The 16928-nt window shown below is 72.7% G+C and carries 16 protein-coding genes; 11 read left to right on the forward strand and 5 right to left on the reverse strand.

The features are described 5' to 3' along the window. Positions 1-116 precede the first annotated feature (116 nt). A complete protein-coding gene (locus DEU32_RS06845; protein ID WP_114849900.1) occupies positions 117-1502 on the reverse strand; it encodes a serine hydrolase in 1386 nt (461 codons plus the stop codon). Positions 1503-1529: 27 nt separating this feature from the next. Further along, positions 1530-2723, reverse strand: a complete 1194-nt coding sequence (locus DEU32_RS06850) for a D-alanyl-D-alanine carboxypeptidase family protein (RefSeq protein WP_114849901.1) — start codon at positions 2721-2723, stop codon at positions 1530-1532. 151 nt (positions 2724-2874) lie between these two features. Between DEU32_RS06850 and DEU32_RS06855 the strand changes: the two genes are divergently transcribed. Together DEU32_RS06855 and DEU32_RS06860 are read left to right on the forward strand one after the other, a co-directional pair. Next, positions 2875-4011: an acetamidase/formamidase family protein gene (locus DEU32_RS06855; protein WP_114850116.1), complete on the forward strand. Its 1137-nt coding sequence runs from the start codon at positions 2875-2877 to the stop codon at positions 4009-4011. Next, positions 4008-5528 (forward strand): AtzH-like domain-containing protein, encoded by a 1521-nt coding sequence (locus DEU32_RS06860; protein ID WP_114849902.1) that lies wholly within the window; start codon positions 4008-4010, stop codon positions 5526-5528. Before DEU32_RS06855 ends, DEU32_RS06860 begins: the two co-directional genes overlap by 4 nt. Positions 5529-5579: 51 nt before the next feature. Here the strand turns inward: DEU32_RS06860 and DEU32_RS06865 are convergent, their stop codons facing one another. Continuing rightward, on the reverse strand, positions 5580-6398 hold the full coding sequence (locus DEU32_RS06865; RefSeq protein ID WP_114849903.1) for an RNA methyltransferase: 819 nt from the start codon (positions 6396-6398) through the stop codon (positions 5580-5582). A gap of 74 nt (positions 6399-6472) precedes the next feature. Here DEU32_RS06865 and DEU32_RS06870 point away from each other — a divergent pair, with 74 nt between their 5' ends. The 3 genes from DEU32_RS06870 (at position 6473) to DEU32_RS06880 (ending at position 8883) form a co-directional block, all read left to right on the forward strand. Then, positions 6473-7306: a Sir2 family NAD-dependent protein deacetylase gene (locus DEU32_RS06870; RefSeq protein ID WP_058740909.1), complete on the forward strand. Its 834-nt coding sequence runs from the start codon at positions 6473-6475 to the stop codon at positions 7304-7306. Further along, positions 7303-7941, forward strand: a complete 639-nt coding sequence (locus tag DEU32_RS06875; RefSeq protein ID WP_114849904.1) for a histidine phosphatase family protein — start codon at positions 7303-7305, stop codon at positions 7939-7941. Before DEU32_RS06870 ends, DEU32_RS06875 begins: the two co-directional genes overlap by 4 nt. Before the next feature lie 114 nt (positions 7942-8055). Continuing rightward, positions 8056-8883: a hypothetical protein gene (locus DEU32_RS06880; RefSeq protein WP_114849905.1), complete on the forward strand. Its 828-nt coding sequence runs from the start codon at positions 8056-8058 to the stop codon at positions 8881-8883. Positions 8884-8979: 96 nt separating this feature from the next. Here the strand turns inward: DEU32_RS06880 and DEU32_RS06885 are convergent, their stop codons facing one another. Together DEU32_RS06885 and DEU32_RS06890 are read right to left on the reverse strand one after the other, a co-directional pair. Further along, positions 8980-10059: a glycosyltransferase family 1 protein gene (locus DEU32_RS06885; RefSeq protein ID WP_114850117.1), complete on the reverse strand. Its 1080-nt coding sequence runs from the start codon at positions 10057-10059 to the stop codon at positions 8980-8982. A gap of 5 nt (positions 10060-10064) precedes the next feature. Further along, the gene (locus DEU32_RS06890; RefSeq protein ID WP_058740890.1) at positions 10065-11015 is read right to left on the reverse strand and encodes an alpha/beta fold hydrolase; all 951 of its coding nucleotides are present in this window, start codon (positions 11013-11015) and stop codon (positions 10065-10067) included. Between the two features lie 250 nt (positions 11016-11265). On the opposite strand from DEU32_RS06890, the gene treS reads away from it, so the two are divergent. From treS to DEU32_RS06920, 6 genes are all read left to right on the forward strand, one after another. Next, positions 11266-12978, forward strand: a complete 1713-nt coding sequence (treS, locus tag DEU32_RS06895) for a maltose alpha-D-glucosyltransferase (protein ID WP_114849906.1) — start codon at positions 11266-11268, stop codon at positions 12976-12978. Between the two features lie 132 nt (positions 12979-13110). Continuing rightward, positions 13111-13827 carry a 3'-5' exonuclease gene (locus DEU32_RS06900; RefSeq protein WP_058740911.1) on the forward strand — a complete coding sequence of 239 codons (717 nt, stop codon included), beginning with the start codon at positions 13111-13113 and terminating at the stop codon, positions 13825-13827. 78 nt (positions 13828-13905) lie between these two features. Next, on the forward strand, positions 13906-15033 hold the full coding sequence (locus DEU32_RS06905; RefSeq protein WP_114849908.1) for a DUF475 domain-containing protein: 1128 nt from the start codon (positions 13906-13908) through the stop codon (positions 15031-15033). A gap of 62 nt (positions 15034-15095) precedes the next feature. Then, complete coding sequence (locus DEU32_RS06910) at positions 15096-15683, forward strand: TerD family protein (RefSeq protein ID WP_114849909.1); 588 nt, start codon at positions 15096-15098, stop codon at positions 15681-15683. Positions 15684-15703: 20 nt separating this feature from the next. Then, on the forward strand, positions 15704-16285 hold the full coding sequence (locus DEU32_RS06915) for a TerD family protein (protein ID WP_114849910.1): 582 nt from the start codon (positions 15704-15706) through the stop codon (positions 16283-16285). A 43-nt stretch (positions 16286-16328) separates the two neighbouring features. Continuing rightward, positions 16329-16907, forward strand: a complete 579-nt coding sequence (locus DEU32_RS06920) for a TerD family protein (protein WP_058740895.1) — start codon at positions 16329-16331, stop codon at positions 16905-16907. Positions 16908-16928 lie beyond the last annotated feature (21 nt).

A 16928-nucleotide genomic window follows, 5' to 3' on the forward strand; every position in this document is an offset into this window, starting at 1 on the left:
CACCCTGGATCGAGCACTACAACACTGAACGGATCCACTCGAGCCACGGACTCACGCCCGCAGCCCGAGTGTCAACAACCTGACGGCTCAGTACACCTAGCGCGGGCGACGGCCGATCAGTCGGCCGGGCGCCGGAGCGTCAGCGGTCCGTCGTGCAACGGCTGCGTCGCCCAGGCCGAGGTCGCCGTACCGGTGCCGGTGTCGAGCCGGAGGCCGAGCAGATGCGGGCTCTCGACGAAGCGGACGTCGACGGCGACGACCCCCTCGCGTCGGCGGGCCCCGCTCGCGGCGAGCGGACCCTCGACCGCCCACGCGCCCTGGCCGACCGGGCACGTCAGCGTGCCGCCGTCGACCTCCACCGTGACGCGCCAGCCGTCGCCCGAGCGGGCGAGACGCACCCCGTCGGCGACGCCGGTCGCCGCGTAGGACGCGTTCGCGTCGTCGTGCAGCTCCACCCCGTCGACGGGCGGCAGCCCCAGGGAGGCGAGCCGTGCCTCCAGGGCGGTGTCCGCTGCCACGTCGGTGTCCGCAGCGTCTGTGTCCACAGCATCGACGGCGGGCAGCAGGTGCTGCCAGGCCGCGTCGAGGACGGCCTGCATGTCGGTGCTCTGCCCGGTCATGGCGAGGACGACGTCCTGCTCGGGCAGGACGACGCAGAACTGGCCGTACGCGCCGTCGCCGCGGAAGCCGTGCCGGGCCATCCAGAACTGGAAGCCGTAGCCCTGTCGCCAGTCGACGTTCTCCTCGTCCGGGTTCGCGACCTGCGTGCTTGTCGCGGCGGCGACCCAGTCCTCGTCGAGGATGCGCTGGCCGTCCCACACGCCCCGCTGCAGGTACAGCTGCCCGAGTGCGGCGACGGCCGAGGTCGGGGCGTAGCAGCCACTGAAGCCGAGCTCGGCGCCGGTCTCGTCGGTCTTCCAGGCGAGGTTGTCGATCCCGAGGGGTTCGAGGACGTGCGGGCGGAGCCAGTCGACCAGGGAACCGCCGGTCACGCGTCGGACGATCGCCGCGAGCGTGTAGGTGCAGGGCTGGTTGTAGGCGAAGACGCTGCCGGGCTCCTCGTCCGGGGGCGTCAGGAGGAACCCGCGGACGAGGTTCGTCGGGTCGGCGGCGCGGGCGCGCTCGAGGGCCTCCTCGCGGTGCCCGGACGCCATCGCGAGCAGGTGCCGCACGCGGATGCGCCGGCTGCGCTCGTCGGTGACGTCGGCGTCGAGCTCGGGGAAGTACGACAGGACCGTGGCGTCGAGGTCGACCAGGCCGGCGCGGACCGCGGTGCCGACGGCCGCTGCGGTGAAGCTCTTGCTCAGCGAGTAGAGCAGGTGCACGCGGTCGGACGAGTACGGGGCCCACCAGCCCTCGGCGGCGAGCTGCCCGTGCCGGAGCAGTTGGAACGAGTGGGGTTCCACGCCCGGCGTGGACTCGAGGGCGTCGAGGAACGCGGACACCCCGCGCGGGTCGATGCCGAGGGCGGACGGGGTGGACCGGGGGAACGTCGTCGTCACCCCGCCGACACTACGCGGTGCTCGGGGTCAGGCGGCGGTGCCCTGGAACGGGTTCGTCCAACGCCACCAGACGCCGGGATCCTCGATCCCGCGCTCGAGGACGAGCGGCACGGTCACCGGGTCGTGGTCGGAGATCGTGAAGCGCACGCGCCCGACCCGCTCCCCCGCGGCGCCGAAGGTGAGCTGCTCGAGCGTGGTCTTCGCGGTCACGGTGGTCCGTCCCCAGACCAGGACCTCGGCCGCCCTCGCCGAGACGGCGTCGGCCTCGTCCCGCCACGGCGTCGAGAACGTCCCGAACGTCTGCCCGGCGTGCGTCAGGGTGACGACCTGGAAGTTGTCGGCGACCGAGCGCAGGAGCCGCTGCACGTCGACGTCGAGCGAGTCGTGGTCGACCCCGCCGAGCATCGCCCCGACGACCGTGACGGTCCGGCCGCCCCGCTCGTAGGTGGCGGCGAACAGCAGGCAGGCGCCGGCCTGGTCGAGCGTTCCGGTCTTGATGCCCTCGACGCCGTCCATCCCGAGCAGCTTGTTCGAGTTCTCGATCTGCCCGGCGCCAGGGACCGTGGCCTGCGCGGTGCCGACGATCTCCTTGACCACGGGGTCCGCGAGTGCGAGCTGCCCGAGGTCGACGAGGTCGGTCGCGGTCGAGGTGTTGCCCGCGTCCAGGCCCGTCGGCTCGTGGATCGTGGTGTCGTCGAGCCCGTGCGCGTGCAGCCAGGTCGTCGCGGCGCGCTGGTAGGCGTCCATCGAGCCGAACGCCCAGAGTGCGAGCGCGCCGGCGTAGTTGTTCGCGGACTTCATGAGCATGACCTGCATGGTCTGGTACTGCGACAGCTGCAGCCCCGCGGGCATCGGGGCGACCTCGCCGTTCTGCGCAGCGTAGGTCGCGTAGAGCCCCTGCATCTGCGCGTCAAACGTGATCGTCGGTCCCGCCTGGCCCTGTCGGAGCGGCTTCGCGTCGAGGACGACGAGCGCGGTCACGACCTTCGAGATGCTCGCGATCGACCGGGCCCTGCGGTCCCCGCTCGTCCGCAGGCTCTCCGGGAAGTCGGTGGCCTCGACCGCGGTCGCGCCGTAGCCCGGGAAGGACAGCGCCGGCAGCGTCGAGGTCGGGGCGGCGTACGTCGTGGTCCGCGCGCTCGCCGGGGCGAACGGCACGACGGCCGCCGCGACGAGGAACCCGACGACGAGCACGAGGACGGCGACGACGGTGATCGTCACGGGCCTCCTGATGGCGGAGCGGGGGCGACGGACGACTGCTGGCACGGCACAGGAGCGTACCGGGGCGTGACCGGGTGCCGCGTGTGACGAACGTGTAAAACATCGGCGGGACGGCCCGGTGCGGCCCCGGACGCCCCCTACCGTGACGGACATGCTCCACGGATCCACCCCGGGCACCGCGCCCGTGCCGCCGTCCTCGGCCGCCCCCGCCGTGTCTGTCCTGCAACCGGGCACGGGTCCGGTCCGCTCCGACCGGTACCTGCCGGTCGACCCGGAGCAGGCGCTGTGGGGACGCCTGCCGAGCGACGCCGACCGCCCGGTGATGACGGTGTCGTCCGGTGCCGAGGTGACGATCGACACGCTCAGCCACGAGGGGCTCCTGCCGGACCAGGGCAGCGACCCGGTGGCGTTCTTCGCCCGGCACGGCGTGCCCCGCGAGCACGTCCTCGACGACGCGGTCGCCGTGGCCCGTGCCGCTCGCCGCGACCCGGAGCACGACGGACCGCACGTGGTCACCGGCCCGATCGCGGTCGAGGGCGCAGAGCCCGGGGACGTCCTGACCGTCACGGTGCTCGAGACGCTGCCCCGGGTCCCGTACGGGGTCGTGTCGAACCGGCACGGCCGCGGCGCGCTGCACGGCGAGTACCCGGTCGACGGCACGACCGTGAGCGTCTTCGCGGACGTCGTCCCCGGACCGGACGGGCTGCTCGGCCGCATCCCGCTCACCGAGTCCCGCGACCGGTACGCCCGCTTCCCGCTCGCCCCGTTCCTCGGCATCACCGGTGTCGCGACCCCGGGCGAACGGCTCCACTCGGTCCCACCGGGGCGGCACGGCGGGAACGTCGACGTCAACCTGCTGCAGGCCGGAGCCCAGCTGCACCTGCCCGTGCTCGTGCCGGGCGCGTCGGTGTACGTCGGCGACCCGCACTTCGCGCAGGGGGACGGCGAGGTCGCGCTCACGGCGATGGAGGCCTCGCTCCGGGCGACGCTGCGCTTCGACCTGACGCCCGCTGCCGAGGCAGTCCAGCGGTTCGGCGACCTGGTGTGGCCGCTCGTCGAGACGCACGAGTTCCTCGTCCCGACCGGCATGGACCCCGACCTCGACGAGGCCGTCCGGGCCTGCGTCCGGCACGCGATCGCGATCCTCGGCGCCCGCTACGGCATGGAGCCGCACCTGGCGTACGCGTACCTCAGCGCCGCGACCGACTTCAACGTCTCGCAGGTGGTCGACCTCGTCACGGGGGCGCACGCCCGCATCCGCAAGGCCGACTTCGAGGACGTCCGGTGAGCGGGCCGGACGCCCCGGCCGGGCTCCTCGAGGCCCTGGACGCCTACGAGCGCGCCCTCGCCACCGACGACCTCGCCGCGCTCGACGACGCCTTCGTCCGCTCCCCCACGACCCTGCGCGGCGACGACCGCGGTCTGCTCGTCGGCCACGACGCGATCAGCGCCTTCCGCGGCGCGCGCGGTGGGGTCGCGAGCCGGACCCTGACCCGGGTCGAGGTCCGAGCGCTCGCCGACGACCTCGCCCTGGTCGTCGCCGTGTCCACCTTCGACGCGGGCGGCTCCGGCCTGCAGACCCAGCTGTGGCGCCGCCAGGACGGCACGTGGCGGATCGAGGCGGCGCACGTCACCGGACGCCCGCGGGCGTTCGACACCACGGTCTGGCGCGTGCTCGGCGACCCGCTCGTCGCCCCGACCGGGACCGGCCCGCTCGACGGCGAGACCGTCGCCGTGAAGGACCTCTACGCCGTCCCCGGGCACCCCGTCGGTGCCGGGAACCCCACGTACCTGCGGGAGTCGGTCCCCGCCGCGACGGCAGCGGCCGCCGTCGCGGCGCTCCTCGCCGCCGGCGCGTCGATCCGCGGCATCGCGCGGACCGACGAGTTCGCCTACGCGCTCACGGGACGCAACGAACACCACGGCACCCCACCCAACGGGGCGGTCCCGACCGCCGTACCGGGAGGATCGTCCAGCGGCTCAGCGTCGGCCGTCCGTTCCGGGACGGCCGGCATCGGACTGGGCACCGACACGGCCGGCTCGATCCGGGTCCCGGCGTCCTACCAGGGGCTGTGGGGCCTCCGCACGACGCACGGGCTCGTCGACCGGGCCGGACTCCTGCCCCTCGCGCCGTCGTTCGACACCGTCGGATGGCTGACGCGGGACGCCGACACGCTCCTCCGCGCGCTCGACGCCTCGGTGCCGGACGACATCGCCCGACAGCCGGTCGGCGACCCGGTGGTCCTGACGGACCTGCTCGACGCCGCGGACCCGGCGACGCGGGAGGCCTTCCGCGCCGCGGTCGGGCCCGACGTGCCGGAGACCTCCCTCGCCGCGCTCGGACTCCCCGGACTCGACGAGCTGCGCGAGCTGCTCCGGCTGGTGCAGGGCGCCGAGGCCACGGCCGTGCACGGCGACTGGATCGCCGCACACCCGGGAGCGCTCGGCGCCGTCGTCGGTGGACGGTTCGCCGCGGCCGCCGCCGCTCCGGCCGACCAGGTGGCGGCGGCGCGCGAGCGGTTCCCCGTCGTCCGGGCCGCGATCCGCGAGGCGCTGCACGACCGCGTGTTCCTGGCGCCGACCGTGCCCGGCCCGGCTCCCGCGCTCGCCGCCGACGCGGTCGAGCTCGAGCGGGTCCGGACGGCGACGACCGCGATGACCGCGCTCGCGAGCGTCGGCGGCCTCCCGTCGGTGAGCGCGCCGGTGCTCACCGTGGACGGCGCGCCCGTCGGGGGGTGCCTGACCGGCGGGCCGGACACGGACCGCGCCCTGGTGACCGCCGTCGGACGGTGGCTGCCCGCCTGACCCGCCACGATCCTCCCGGCCGGTGCTGCTGCCCGCCGACCGGATCGGTGCCTAGCGGGCCGCCCGCTGCGCGTGGGCGACCGCCCACAGGCCGACGGCGCTCGCCGCAGCCACGTTGAGCGAGTCGACGCCGTGCGCCATCGGGATCCGGACGGTCGTGTCGGCTGCGGCGATCGCGGCGGGCGTGAGGCCCTGGCCCTCGGTGCCCATCACGAGCGCGATCCGCTCGGGGATGTCCTGCACGAAGGCGTCCAGGTCCACCGAGCGGTCGGTGAGCGCCATCGCGGCGAGGTGGAACCCCTGCGCGCGGAGGTCGTCGCCCGCCGCGGGCCAGTCGCCGATGCGGGTCCACGGCACCTGCAGGACGGTGCCCATGCTGACCCGGACGCTCCGTCGGTAGAGCGGGTCGGCGCAGCGCGGGCTGACGAGCACCGCGTCGGCGCCGAGTCCGGCGACGCTCCGGAAGACGGCACCGACGTTCGTGTGGTCGACGATGTCCTCGAGCACGACCACGAGCCGGGCGTCCCGCACGACGTCCGCGACGCTCGGCAGCTCCGGACGGTGCATCGCGGCGAGGGCGCCCCGGTGCATGGCGAACCCGGTCAGCTGCTCGAGCAGGGCGTCGGGCCCGACGAAGACCGGGCCCTCGTGGTCCGCCACCAGGGGCAGCACGCTGTCGAGCCACTTCTCCTGCACGAGGACGCTCCGGGGCACGTGCCCGGCCCGGACCGAGCGCTCGATCACCGTGTTCGACTCCGCGATGTACAGCCCGCCCTCCGGCTCGGAGACCCGTCGGAGCGCCACGTCGGTCAGTCGGGCGAAGTCGTCGAGGCGCGGGTCGTCGAGGGTGTCGATGCGGACGGGGTGCACGGGGCTCGTTTCGTGGGAAGGCGGCTGGGCGGTCGGCTGTTGAGGGTACCGTGGACGACGTGCTGACCGACCCGATGCAGGCCGAGCTGGACCGCGTGGTCGAGCTCCTCGCGGGCAAGCGGATCGCGGTGCTGTCCGGGGCGGGGCTGAGCACCGACTCCGGGATCCCCGACTACCGCGGCGACGGCCGGGTGGTCCGCAAGCCGATGACCTTCCAGGAGTTCCGTTCCGACGCCGCGAAGCGACAGCGGTACTGGGCCGGCTCGCACCTGGGGTGGCGTTCGTTCGCCGCGGCACGTCCGAACGCCGGGCACCGCGCCCTCGCCGCGCTCGAGCGAGCGGGGCTCGTCACCGGGGTCGTCACGCAGAACGTCGACGGCCTGCACCTGCGGTCCGGGTCGCGCCGGGTCGTCGAGATCCACGGCTCGATGGACCGCGCGGTGTGCCTGACGTGCGGGCAGGTCTTCTCCCGCGCCGACCTCGCCGCCGTGCTCGACCGCGAGAACCCGTGGATCGACGAACCCGGGAACGTCGAGCTGCAGCCGGACGGTGACGTCGAGATCACCGACGTCGAGCGCTTCCGCGTGCCCGACTGCTCGGTGTGCGGCGGGGTGCTGAAGCCCGACGTGGTGTTCTTCGGCGAGTTCGTGCCGGCCGAGAAGTTCCGCGAGGCCGTGTCGATCGTGGCCGACGCGGATGCGCTGCTGGTCGTCGGGTCGTCCCTCACCGTGAACTCCGGCGTCCGCCTGGTCGACCACGCCACGCGCCGCAAGCACCCGGTCGTCATCGTGAACCGCGGCACCACCCGCAGCGACCGGCGAGCAGCGGTGAAGATCGACGGCGGGACCACCGAGACGCTCGAGGCCCTGGCGGCGCGTCTGCTGCCGTCTGCGATGATCGACGGGTGACGACGCTCCTCACCCTGGTCCGGCACGGCGAGACCGACTGGAACGCGCAGCGCCGCATCCAGGGCTCCACCGACATCCCGCTCAACGACACCGGCCGTTCCCAGGCGGCCGCGGCCGCAGCACTCCTCGCGCGTCGGTCCTTCGACGCCGTCGTCGCGTCGCCGCTCTCGCGCGCGTACGAGACCGGGTCGATCATCGCCGCCCACCTCGGGCTCGACGTCCCGTCGACCTACCCGGGCCTGGCCGAGCGGTCCTACGGCGAAGCCGAGGGCCTCACCGACTCCGAAGTCGTCGAGCGCTACCCGGACGACGTCGTCCCCGGACGTGAGTCGCGGAGCGCCCTCCTCGCCCGCGCCACCGAGACCCTCGGCGAGATCGCGGTCCGGTTCGACGCGGGGTCGGTCGTCGTCGCCACCCACGGCGCGGTGATCCGTGCACTCGTCAACGCCGCCGCTCCCGGCACCGCGGACCGCTGGTCGACGCCGATCCGCAACGGGTCGGTGCACTCGTTCCGCTGGGACCCCGAGCGCTTCCGAGCCGAGCTCGTCCGGTTCGACGACCCGCTGGACGAGGTCTCCGAGCAGACCGACGACGAATCGTTCGCGGAGCAGAACCCGCTGGAGCGCCGCGGCTGACCCACGACGGCGTCCCGCGGAACCCGCAACCCCCTGACCGTCGCCGGACTACGCTCCGCTGCACGGACGGCCGGCTCCCGGGCCGCCCGACCCGGACGGTGTGAGGGGGACGGCATGGACGCCAGGCGGACCGACGACGACCCACCGTGGTTCGAACGCCCCCTGCCCGACGGTCGGCGCGCCGCCGCGGTCCCGGGTCGACACGCCGCCGCTGCCTCGGGTCGGCTCGCCGCCGCTGACTCGGGTCGGCACGCCTCCGACGACGACCTGGACCGCGCGTTCGGACCGGACACGGCGGCGGTCCGCGCGGTCACCGGGGCGCAGCGCCTGCGACGGGGGTCCCTCGTGCTGCTCGGGTTCGTGGTCGCCGGCGTCGTGATCGCCGTCGTGCTGTCGACCATCGTCGGCAGCGTGCAGAACGGCGTCGGCGGGGTGTTCCCGCAGCCGCAGGCGGCCCTCGACCGGTTCCGCGCCGACGCCAGCGCGGTCCCGGGCGTGCAGGCGGTCCAGGACCCGACCACCGACAAGCAGGCCTTCGCGGCGTACGACGTGGCCGCGGTCGTCGTGGTCGACACCGCGCTCTCCCCCGGTCAGCAGGTCGACGTGGTCACGCGGCTGAGCGCCGCCGCGGCCGACGCCGGCGGCAACGGCGTCCGGGTGACGGCGATCGCGCGGATCGGGGCGCTCGACGTCGGGGTGTCCGCGGACGCCACCGTCAGCCGGCAGCGGTTCGAGGTCGCCCGCTCGGTCGCGGACATCGGCGGCGTGATGGCGGTGCGCTGCTCCTCCGGGCCGGAACGCACGGCGGACGACGCGGCACTCCAGCGGGTCGTCGTGGTGACCGGCGGGACCGGAGCAGTGCTCGACGCCGTGGTCGCGACCGCGTCGGAGCGGACGCACGCCGTCTTCCCGGGAGCGACGGTCACCGCCGCCGACCGGTGACACGGCAGACCCCACGGGGCACGGCGCGCAGCGGACCACGCCGGGCACCGTGCGCGGCGGACCACGCCGGGCGAGGTGCCCCGGCTCGGGCGACCGTCAGCCGTGGCGTCGCGCCCGTTCGGCCACCGCACGTTCGACGGCCTGCACGACCTGCTCGGCGGAGTCCGCCCAGCGGAACCGCGCGGCCTGCTCCAGCGACGCCGCCGACGCCGTGTCCCAGCGCTCCTCGAGCCGACGGACGGCGGCGGCGACGGCCGCGGGCGACGACGGGTCGAAGTACTCCGCGGCGTCGCCGCCGATCTCACGGAAGATCGGGATGTCACTCACCGCGACCGGTGTGCCGACACCCATCGCCTCGACGAGCGGGATGCCGAAGCCCTCGTCGCGGGACGCCGTGACGAGTGCCGTCGCGGACCGCAGCGTCGCGAGGTACTCCTCGTCGGACGCACCGTCGTGCCACACGATCGAGTCCGCCGGCGCGAGCCCCTCGAGCCGCCGACGGTCGGCGTCGGACACCCGGGACATGCAGTGCAGCGTCCAGTCCGGTCCGAGCAGCGGCAGCGCGGCGGCCAGGGTCTCGACGTTCTTATACGGCATGTACGAGCCCATGTAGACGAGGGAGCGCTGCCGCCCGGCCGCCGGGTCGCGCGGTTCCGCCGGGTCCGCCGCGTTGTACGCGACCGTGACCGGGCGCTTCGTGAGCCTGTGCTCCGCGATCAGGCCGGCGGTCGTGCGCGAGACCGTGACCACGCCGTCGGCGCCGTCGAGCAGGAAGCGCTGCGGTGCCCAGCTGAGGTGGAAGAGCCGCCAGCCGAGCCGGATCGGCCACGAGAACTCCCGCGGGGGCGTGCGGTTCCGGTAGTAGATGAGGTCGTGCAGGGTCAGCACGAGAGCGTACCGCCGACCACGCGAACCCATGGTCTGCATGGGCGAGAACACCGCGTCCAGGCCGAGCCGGTTGACGACCCGGGCGACGAACGGTTCCCCCGCGTCGGTCGGCGCCGGGACGAGCTCCCACGGCAGTCCCGACGGCAGCGACTCGAGCTGCCGTTCGTCGTGCACGAGCAGCACGGCGTCGTGCCGGTCGGGCAGGTGCGCCGCGATGCCGGCGGTGAAGCGGCTGATGCCGTCGTGCCGCCCGATGCGGACGTACCGGCAGTCGATGCCGATCCGCAGGCGCGTCACGAGGTCGCCCCGTCCGCCCGGCCGGACCCGGTCCGCCGCGGGTGCCCCGCGCGACGCGGTCGGTCGGCCATCCGCCGGAGCACGGCGTCCGCCGCCGCGCCCGGGGTCTCGTAGTGCACGAGGTGTCCGACGCCCGGGACCACCACGAGCTCGGCGTCCCGCAGCCGGGCCGCGAGGGCCCGCTGCTCGGGCACCGCGGTGATGTCGTCGTGCTCCGCTGCGACGAGCAGGACGGGCACGTCGATGCGGTCGGCGTACTCCGACACGTCGTGCGTGACCGAGGTGCGGAACGCCTCGAGCACGCTCGTGCGGTCCGCGAACGCCGAGAAGTACCGGTCGTGCTGCTCGTGCACCCAGCGGCGGAGGTCGCGGTCGTGGCTCTTCAGCATCGCGACGCTCATCGCCCGGACGATCGCACGGTTCCGGAGCAGCCCGAGCCCGAGCGGCCGCGGCAGCAGGGCCCCCGCGCGGTAGTACCCGATCGCGATGCCGGTGGCGACGGCACGCGGCCCCTGGAGCGCCGGCGCGGCGATGGGGTTCACGAGGACGAGCAGCCGCGTACCGAGCCCGGCGGCGACGGCGGCCGCGGTGACGATCGAGCCGAAGGAGTGGCCGAGCACGACGGTGTCCCGCGTCAGCCCGAGGGCTCGGTGGAAGCCGGTGAGCCAACCGACGTAGCCGTCGATGTCCGACACGGGCAGCGGGTCCGAGATCCCGAAGCCGGGCAGGTCCGGCACGAGCACCCGCTTGCCGACCAGGTGGGCGGCGATCGTCTCGAGGCCGTGGTGGTCGCCGCGGAACCCGTGGACGGCCAGGACCGTCTCCTGCGCGTCGGCCGGCCCGTACTCCCAGTAGTGCGTGGTGCGGCCGTCGACCACGACGGAGCGGTGCACGACGGGCGTCGACGCCGTCAGCGACTGGTACGGGGAGATCACGGGCGCTCGCATCCCGGCCAGTCTACGAAGCGGACCACGCCCCGGACCGCAGCCCACCCCGACGAAGCGGACCACGCACCGGGCCGCAGCCCGCCCCGGCGACGCGCCCCGTGCCTCCAGGCCGGCGAACCGCACGCGACGGAACGCGACCGAACGCGACCCGCGCAACCCGCGCAACCCGCGGACAGTCGCAGGGCCGCGCGCCTACTGTGGCGGGGACGGGCCACGCCGCCGGCCCGCCGACCTTCGACGAGGAGCACGGTTGACGTTCACGGCCCCTATCCAGCTGCCCGGACTCACGCTCGACCCGCAGTGGCACAAGCGCTCGGTCTTCTACGAGTGCATGATCCGCTCGTTCGTCGACTCGAACGGCGACGGGATCGGTGACATCCAGGGCGTCATCGGCAAGCTCGACTACCTGCAGTGGCTCGGCGTCGACGCCCTGTGGCTGCCGCCGTTCTTCCAGTCGCCGATGCGCGACGGCGGGTACGACATCCAGGACTACAAGGCGATCCTGCCGGAGTTCGGCACCCTCGACGACTTCCGCGAACTCGTGACGAAGGCGCACGAGCGGAACATGCGCATCGTCATCGACATGGTCCTCAACCACACGAGCGACCAGCACGAGTGGTTCCAGCAGTCCCGCGAGGACCCGGACGGCCCCTACGGCGACTTCTACGTCTGGCGCGACACCGACGAGCACTACCAGAACATCCGCATCATCTTCGTGGACACCGAGGAGTCGAACTGGACGTTCGACCCGGTCCGTCGACAGTTCTTCTTCCACCGGTTCTTCTCGCACCAGCCCGACCTCAACTACGAGAACCCCGCGGTGGTCGAGGCCGTCTACGACGTCGTCCGGCACTGGCTCGACATGGGCGTGGACGGGCTCCGGCTCGACGCCATCCCGTACCTGTTCCAGTCCGAGGACGGCAACGGCGAGGGCGAACCGGAGACGCACGAGTTCATCAAGAAGCTCCGCGCGATGGTCGACGACGAGTACCCCGGCCGCGTACTCCTGGCCGAGGCGAACCAGTGGCCCCGCGAGACCGCCGCGTTCTTCGGCACCGACGAGGAGCCCGAGTGCCACATGGCGTTCGACTTCCCGGTCATGCCGCGCATCTTCTACTCGCTGCGCGCGCAGCACGCCGCCGAGCTCAAGGCGATCCTGTCCGAGACGCTCGACGTCCCGGAGAAGGCCGCGTGGGGCGTGTTCCTCCGGAACCACGACGAGCTGACCCTCGAGATGGTCAGCGAGGAGTACCGCCAGGCGATGTACGGCTGGTACGGCTACGACCCGCGGATGCGTTCGAACATCGGCATCCGCCGTCGCCTCGCGCCGCTGCTCGACAACTCCCGCGCGGAACTCGAGCTCATCCACGCGCTGCTGTTCTCGCTGCCGGGCTCGCCGTTCCTGTACTACGGCGACGAGATCGGCATGGGCGACAACATCTGGCTGCCCGACCGCGACTCCTCGCGCACGCCCATGCAGTGGACACCGGACCGGAACGCCGGGTTCTCGACCGCCGACCCGGGCAAGCTCTACCTGCCGGTCGTCCAGTCGCTCGTCTACAACTACGCGCAGGTGAACGTCGAGGCGCAGCTCGCGCAGTCCCGCTCGCTGCTGCACTGGGTGCGGAACGTGATCCACGTCCGCAAGGCGCACCCGGTGTTCGGGATGGGCAGCCTGCACGTGCAGGACACCGACAACGAGTCGGTGCTCGCGTTCGTCCGCTCGTGGGAGGGCTCCGGGCAGCAGTTCGGGCCGAGCGCCGAGGACGTCCTGTGCGTGTTCTCGTTCGCCACGAACCCGACGTCGGTCACGGTGTCGGCGCCGGAGTTCGCGGGGCGGCCGCTGTACGACCTGTTCGGCGGTGGGTCGTTCCCGTCGTTCGACGACGAGGGGAACGTCACGCTGACGATGGGGACGCAGTCGTTCTACTGGCTGCACGTCGGACGGCCGGTCACGCAGTAGCGAGCGGACCGGCCTGGAGGCACGGGTCGGGTCCGGCGGGCGGGTCGCGTCGGTCGTGTCGGTGCGTCCGGCTAGCCTCCTGACGTGACGTACTCCGCAGCAGTGACCGACACGTCCGCTCCGGACGCCCCGGTGCAGGACCTCTCCGGTCGCCCCTGGTGGCACGCACTCGGCGTGTTCGACCTCGAGACAACGGGCGTCGACGTCGAGACCGCCCGCATCGTCACCGCGCACGTCGGGCTCATCGACATGACCGGGCGGTCCATCGTCGAGGGCGCCTGGGTGGCTGACCCGGGCATCGCGATCCCCGAGGGCGCCGCCGCGGTGCACGGCTACACCACCGAGCGGGCGCAGGCCGAGGGCCGCCCCGCCGGCGAGGTGGTGGCCGAGGTCATCGCCGCGGTCGAGGCCGTGTTCGCCCGCGGCATCCCGCTCGTCATCTACAACGCCCCGTACGACCTCACGGTGCTCGACCGCGAGGCCCGACGGCACGGCCTGCCCTCCCCCGTTGTCGGCAACGTCGTCGACCCGCTCGTGATCGACAAGGCGCTCGACACGTACCGCAAGGGCAAGCGCACGCTCGAGGCCGCGTCGGCGCTCTACGGCGTGCAGCTCGACGACGCGCACGACGCCGGGGCCGACGCCGTCGCCGCGGGTCGGGTCGCGCAGGCCATCGCCGCGAAGTACCCGGAGGAGCTCGGCGTCTCGGCCGAGGAGCTCCACCGCAAACAGGTCGGCTGGTGCGCCGATCAGGCGTCCTCGTTCCAGGAGTACATGCGGAAGCAGCGCGATCCGGCGTTCACCGCAGACGGCCGCTGGCCCCACCGCGGGACGGCGCCGAGCATGTAGCATCGCCGCGGGGGCTCGTTCGACTGCGAACGTCCTCAGCCCCTGCTCGACGACGCACCGACCGGGAGACCGCCGCACGTGTTCCTGAAGACCTTCGGGTGGTCCCTCGTGATCACCGTCCTCGCCCTCGCCACGGCGCTGATCTACGGCAGCTGGACCGCCGTCGTGATCACGCTCATCCTCGGTGTGCTCGAGATCAGCCTGAGCTTCGACAACGCCGTCGTGAACGCGCGCATCCTCGAGCGGATGAGCCCGTTCTGGCAGAAGATGTTCCTCACCGTGGGCATCGTCATCGCGGTGTTCGGCATGCGTGTGCTCTTCCCGCTCCTCATCGTCGGCATCACCGCGCAGCTGAACCCGGTCGAGGCCGTCCAGCTCGCGCTCGAGAAGGGCCCGATCGACGAGCCCGGCACGTACGCCTACCTGCTGCACGAGGCGCACCCGCAGATCGCGGCCTTCGGCGGGATGTTCCTGCTGATGATCTTCCTCGACTTCATGTTCGAGGACCGCGACATCCTGTGGCTCAAGTGGCTCGAGCGCCCGCTGCACGTGATCGGCAAGCTCCCGATGGTCAACGTCGTCGTCGCCCTCGTGCTGCTCGCCGTCTTCGCGGTGTCCTCGGGCGACCACCAGAGCGTCGTGCTCATCGCCGGCATCGCCGGACTCGTGACCTACTTCCTCGTCACCGGACTCGGCGGGCTCTTCGACGTCGACGACCCGGAGGACGAGGGTGATGCGCTCGAGAGCACCGACCACATGGTGGCCGAGGCCGACCGCATCGTGAAGAAGCGCCGCCTCGGGCACGTCGCCGGCCGTGCGGCGTTCCTGCTGTTCCTGTACCTCGAGGTGATCGACGCGTCGTTCTCGTTCGACGGCGTGATCGGCGCGTTCGCGATCACCGCGGACCCGATCATCATCGCCCTGGGCCTCGGCCTCATCGGCGCGATGTTCGTCCGCTCGCTCACGGTGTTCCTCGTCCGCCAGGGCACGCTCGACGAGTTCGAGTACCTCGACCACGGCGCGCACTGGGCGATCGGCGCCCTCGCCGTGATCCTGCTCGTCACGATCACGACCGAGGTCAACGAGGTGGTCACGGGCCTGATCGGCGTCGTCTTCATCCTCGCCGCCTTCATCTCCTCCGTCGTCCGGAACCGCCGCAAGGCCGCGGCCGAGCAGCCGGCGGAACCCGCCCAGCTCGTCCACTGATCCGCGCGACGACACTGGTCCCGCGCGGACGACACCGAACTGCTCCAACGAAAGGTCACACCATGGGACTCAGCCTCCAGAAGGGCCAGTCGCTCTCCCTCACGAAACAGGACGGCAGCGCACTGACGCGCGTGCGCCTCGGCCTCGGGTGGGACGCCGTCGCCGCGAAGCGCGGGCTGTTCGGCGGCCGCAAGGAGGCCGAGGTCGACCTCGACGCCTCGGCGATCTTCTTCGACGCCCAGGGCACGCCGATCGACTACGTCTGGTTCAACCAGCTCCGCAGCAAGGACGGCTCCGCCCAGCACACCGGCGACAACCTCACCGGCGCCGGTGAGGGCGACGACGAGACGATCCGCATCGACCTGAGCGCCGTGCACCCCGCCGTCGCGCAGATCGTGTTCGTGATCAGCAGCTACAGCCGCCAGACCTTCGACAGCGTCAAGAACGCGTTCTGCCGGGTCGTCGACGACTCCACCGCCGGTGCACCCGAGGTCGTGCGCTACGAGCTCACCGAGTCCGGTCCGCACACCGCCATGGTGATGGCGAAGGTGACCCGCGGCTCGGCTGGCTGGTCGTTCAGCGCGATCGGCGAGCGGGCGAACGGCCGCACCGTCCAGGACCTGGTCGCCCCCGCGGCCGCGGCCCTCTGATCAAGGAACAGGAGACCTCCGTGGCGACCCTCTCGCTGTCCAAGGGCAACAACCTCTCGCTCACCAAGACCGACCCGGGTCTCCGGCGCGCGATGATCGGTCTCGGCTGGGACCCGCGCACGACCGCCGGTGAGCAGTTCGACCTCGACGCCTCCGCGCTGCTCGTCGGCGCGAACGGCCGGGTGCGCTCGAACGACGACTTCATCTTCTACAACCAGCTGCAGTCGAACGACGGCTCGGTCGTCCACCAGGGCGACAACCGCACCGGCGAGGGCGAGGGCGACGACGAGCAGATCCTCGTCGATCTCGACGCCGTCGCCGCCGACGTCGAGCGGGTCGTCATCGTCGTGACGATCGACCAGGCGGACGCCCGTCGGCAGAACTTCGGGCAGGTCCGCGGCGCCTTCTGCCGGGTCGTGAACGACGAGACCGGCAACGAGGTCGTGCGCTTCGACCTCACCGAGGACGCCGCGTCGGAGACCGGCATGATCTTCGCGGAGATCTACCGGTACAACGGTGAGTGGAAGTTCCGCGCCGTCGGCCAGGGCTACGCCACCGGACTCCGGGGCGTCGCCACCGACTTCGGCGTCGTCCTCGACTGACCTCCGCACCCGCACCGACCGCACCACCTGGAAGGACCCGATCATGGCTGGACTCTCCCTCGCCAAGGGCAACAACCTCTCCCTCACGAAGACGAGCCCTGGGCTGACCGTCGCGACGGTCGGCCTCGGCTGGGACCCGCGCACGACCTCGGGCGAGCAGTTCGACCTCGACGCGTCGGCGCTGCTGCTCGGCGAGTCGGGCAAGGTCCGCTCGGACGCCGACTTCATCTTCTACAACCAGCCGCGCAGCGTCGACGGTGCCGTGGCGCACCAGGGCGACAACCGCACCGGTCAGGGCGACGGAGACGACGAGCAGATCACCGTCGACCTGCAGGCGCTCCCCGCCGACGTCGTCCGCGTGGTCATCGCGGTGTCGATCGACCAGGGCGAGGCCCGGCGGCAGAACTTCGGCCAGGTCCGGAGTGCGTACTCCCGCGTGCTCGACCAGGACGGCAACGAGATCGTCCGCTACGACCTGTCCGAGGACGCGGCGCCCGAGACGGCGATGATCTTCTCCGAGCTGTACCGCAACGGTGCCGAGTGGAAGTTCCGCGCCGTCGGCCAGGGCTACACGACCGGCCTCGCCGGCATCGCCACCGACTTCGGCGTCCAGCTCGGCTGAGCCGCTCCCCGCGACCCGCGA

Origin of the sequence: Curtobacterium sp. AG1037 (assembly GCF_003349855.1) — a bacterium.
GTDB classification, from domain to species: domain Bacteria; phylum Actinomycetota; class Actinomycetes; order Actinomycetales; family Microbacteriaceae; genus Curtobacterium; species Curtobacterium citreum.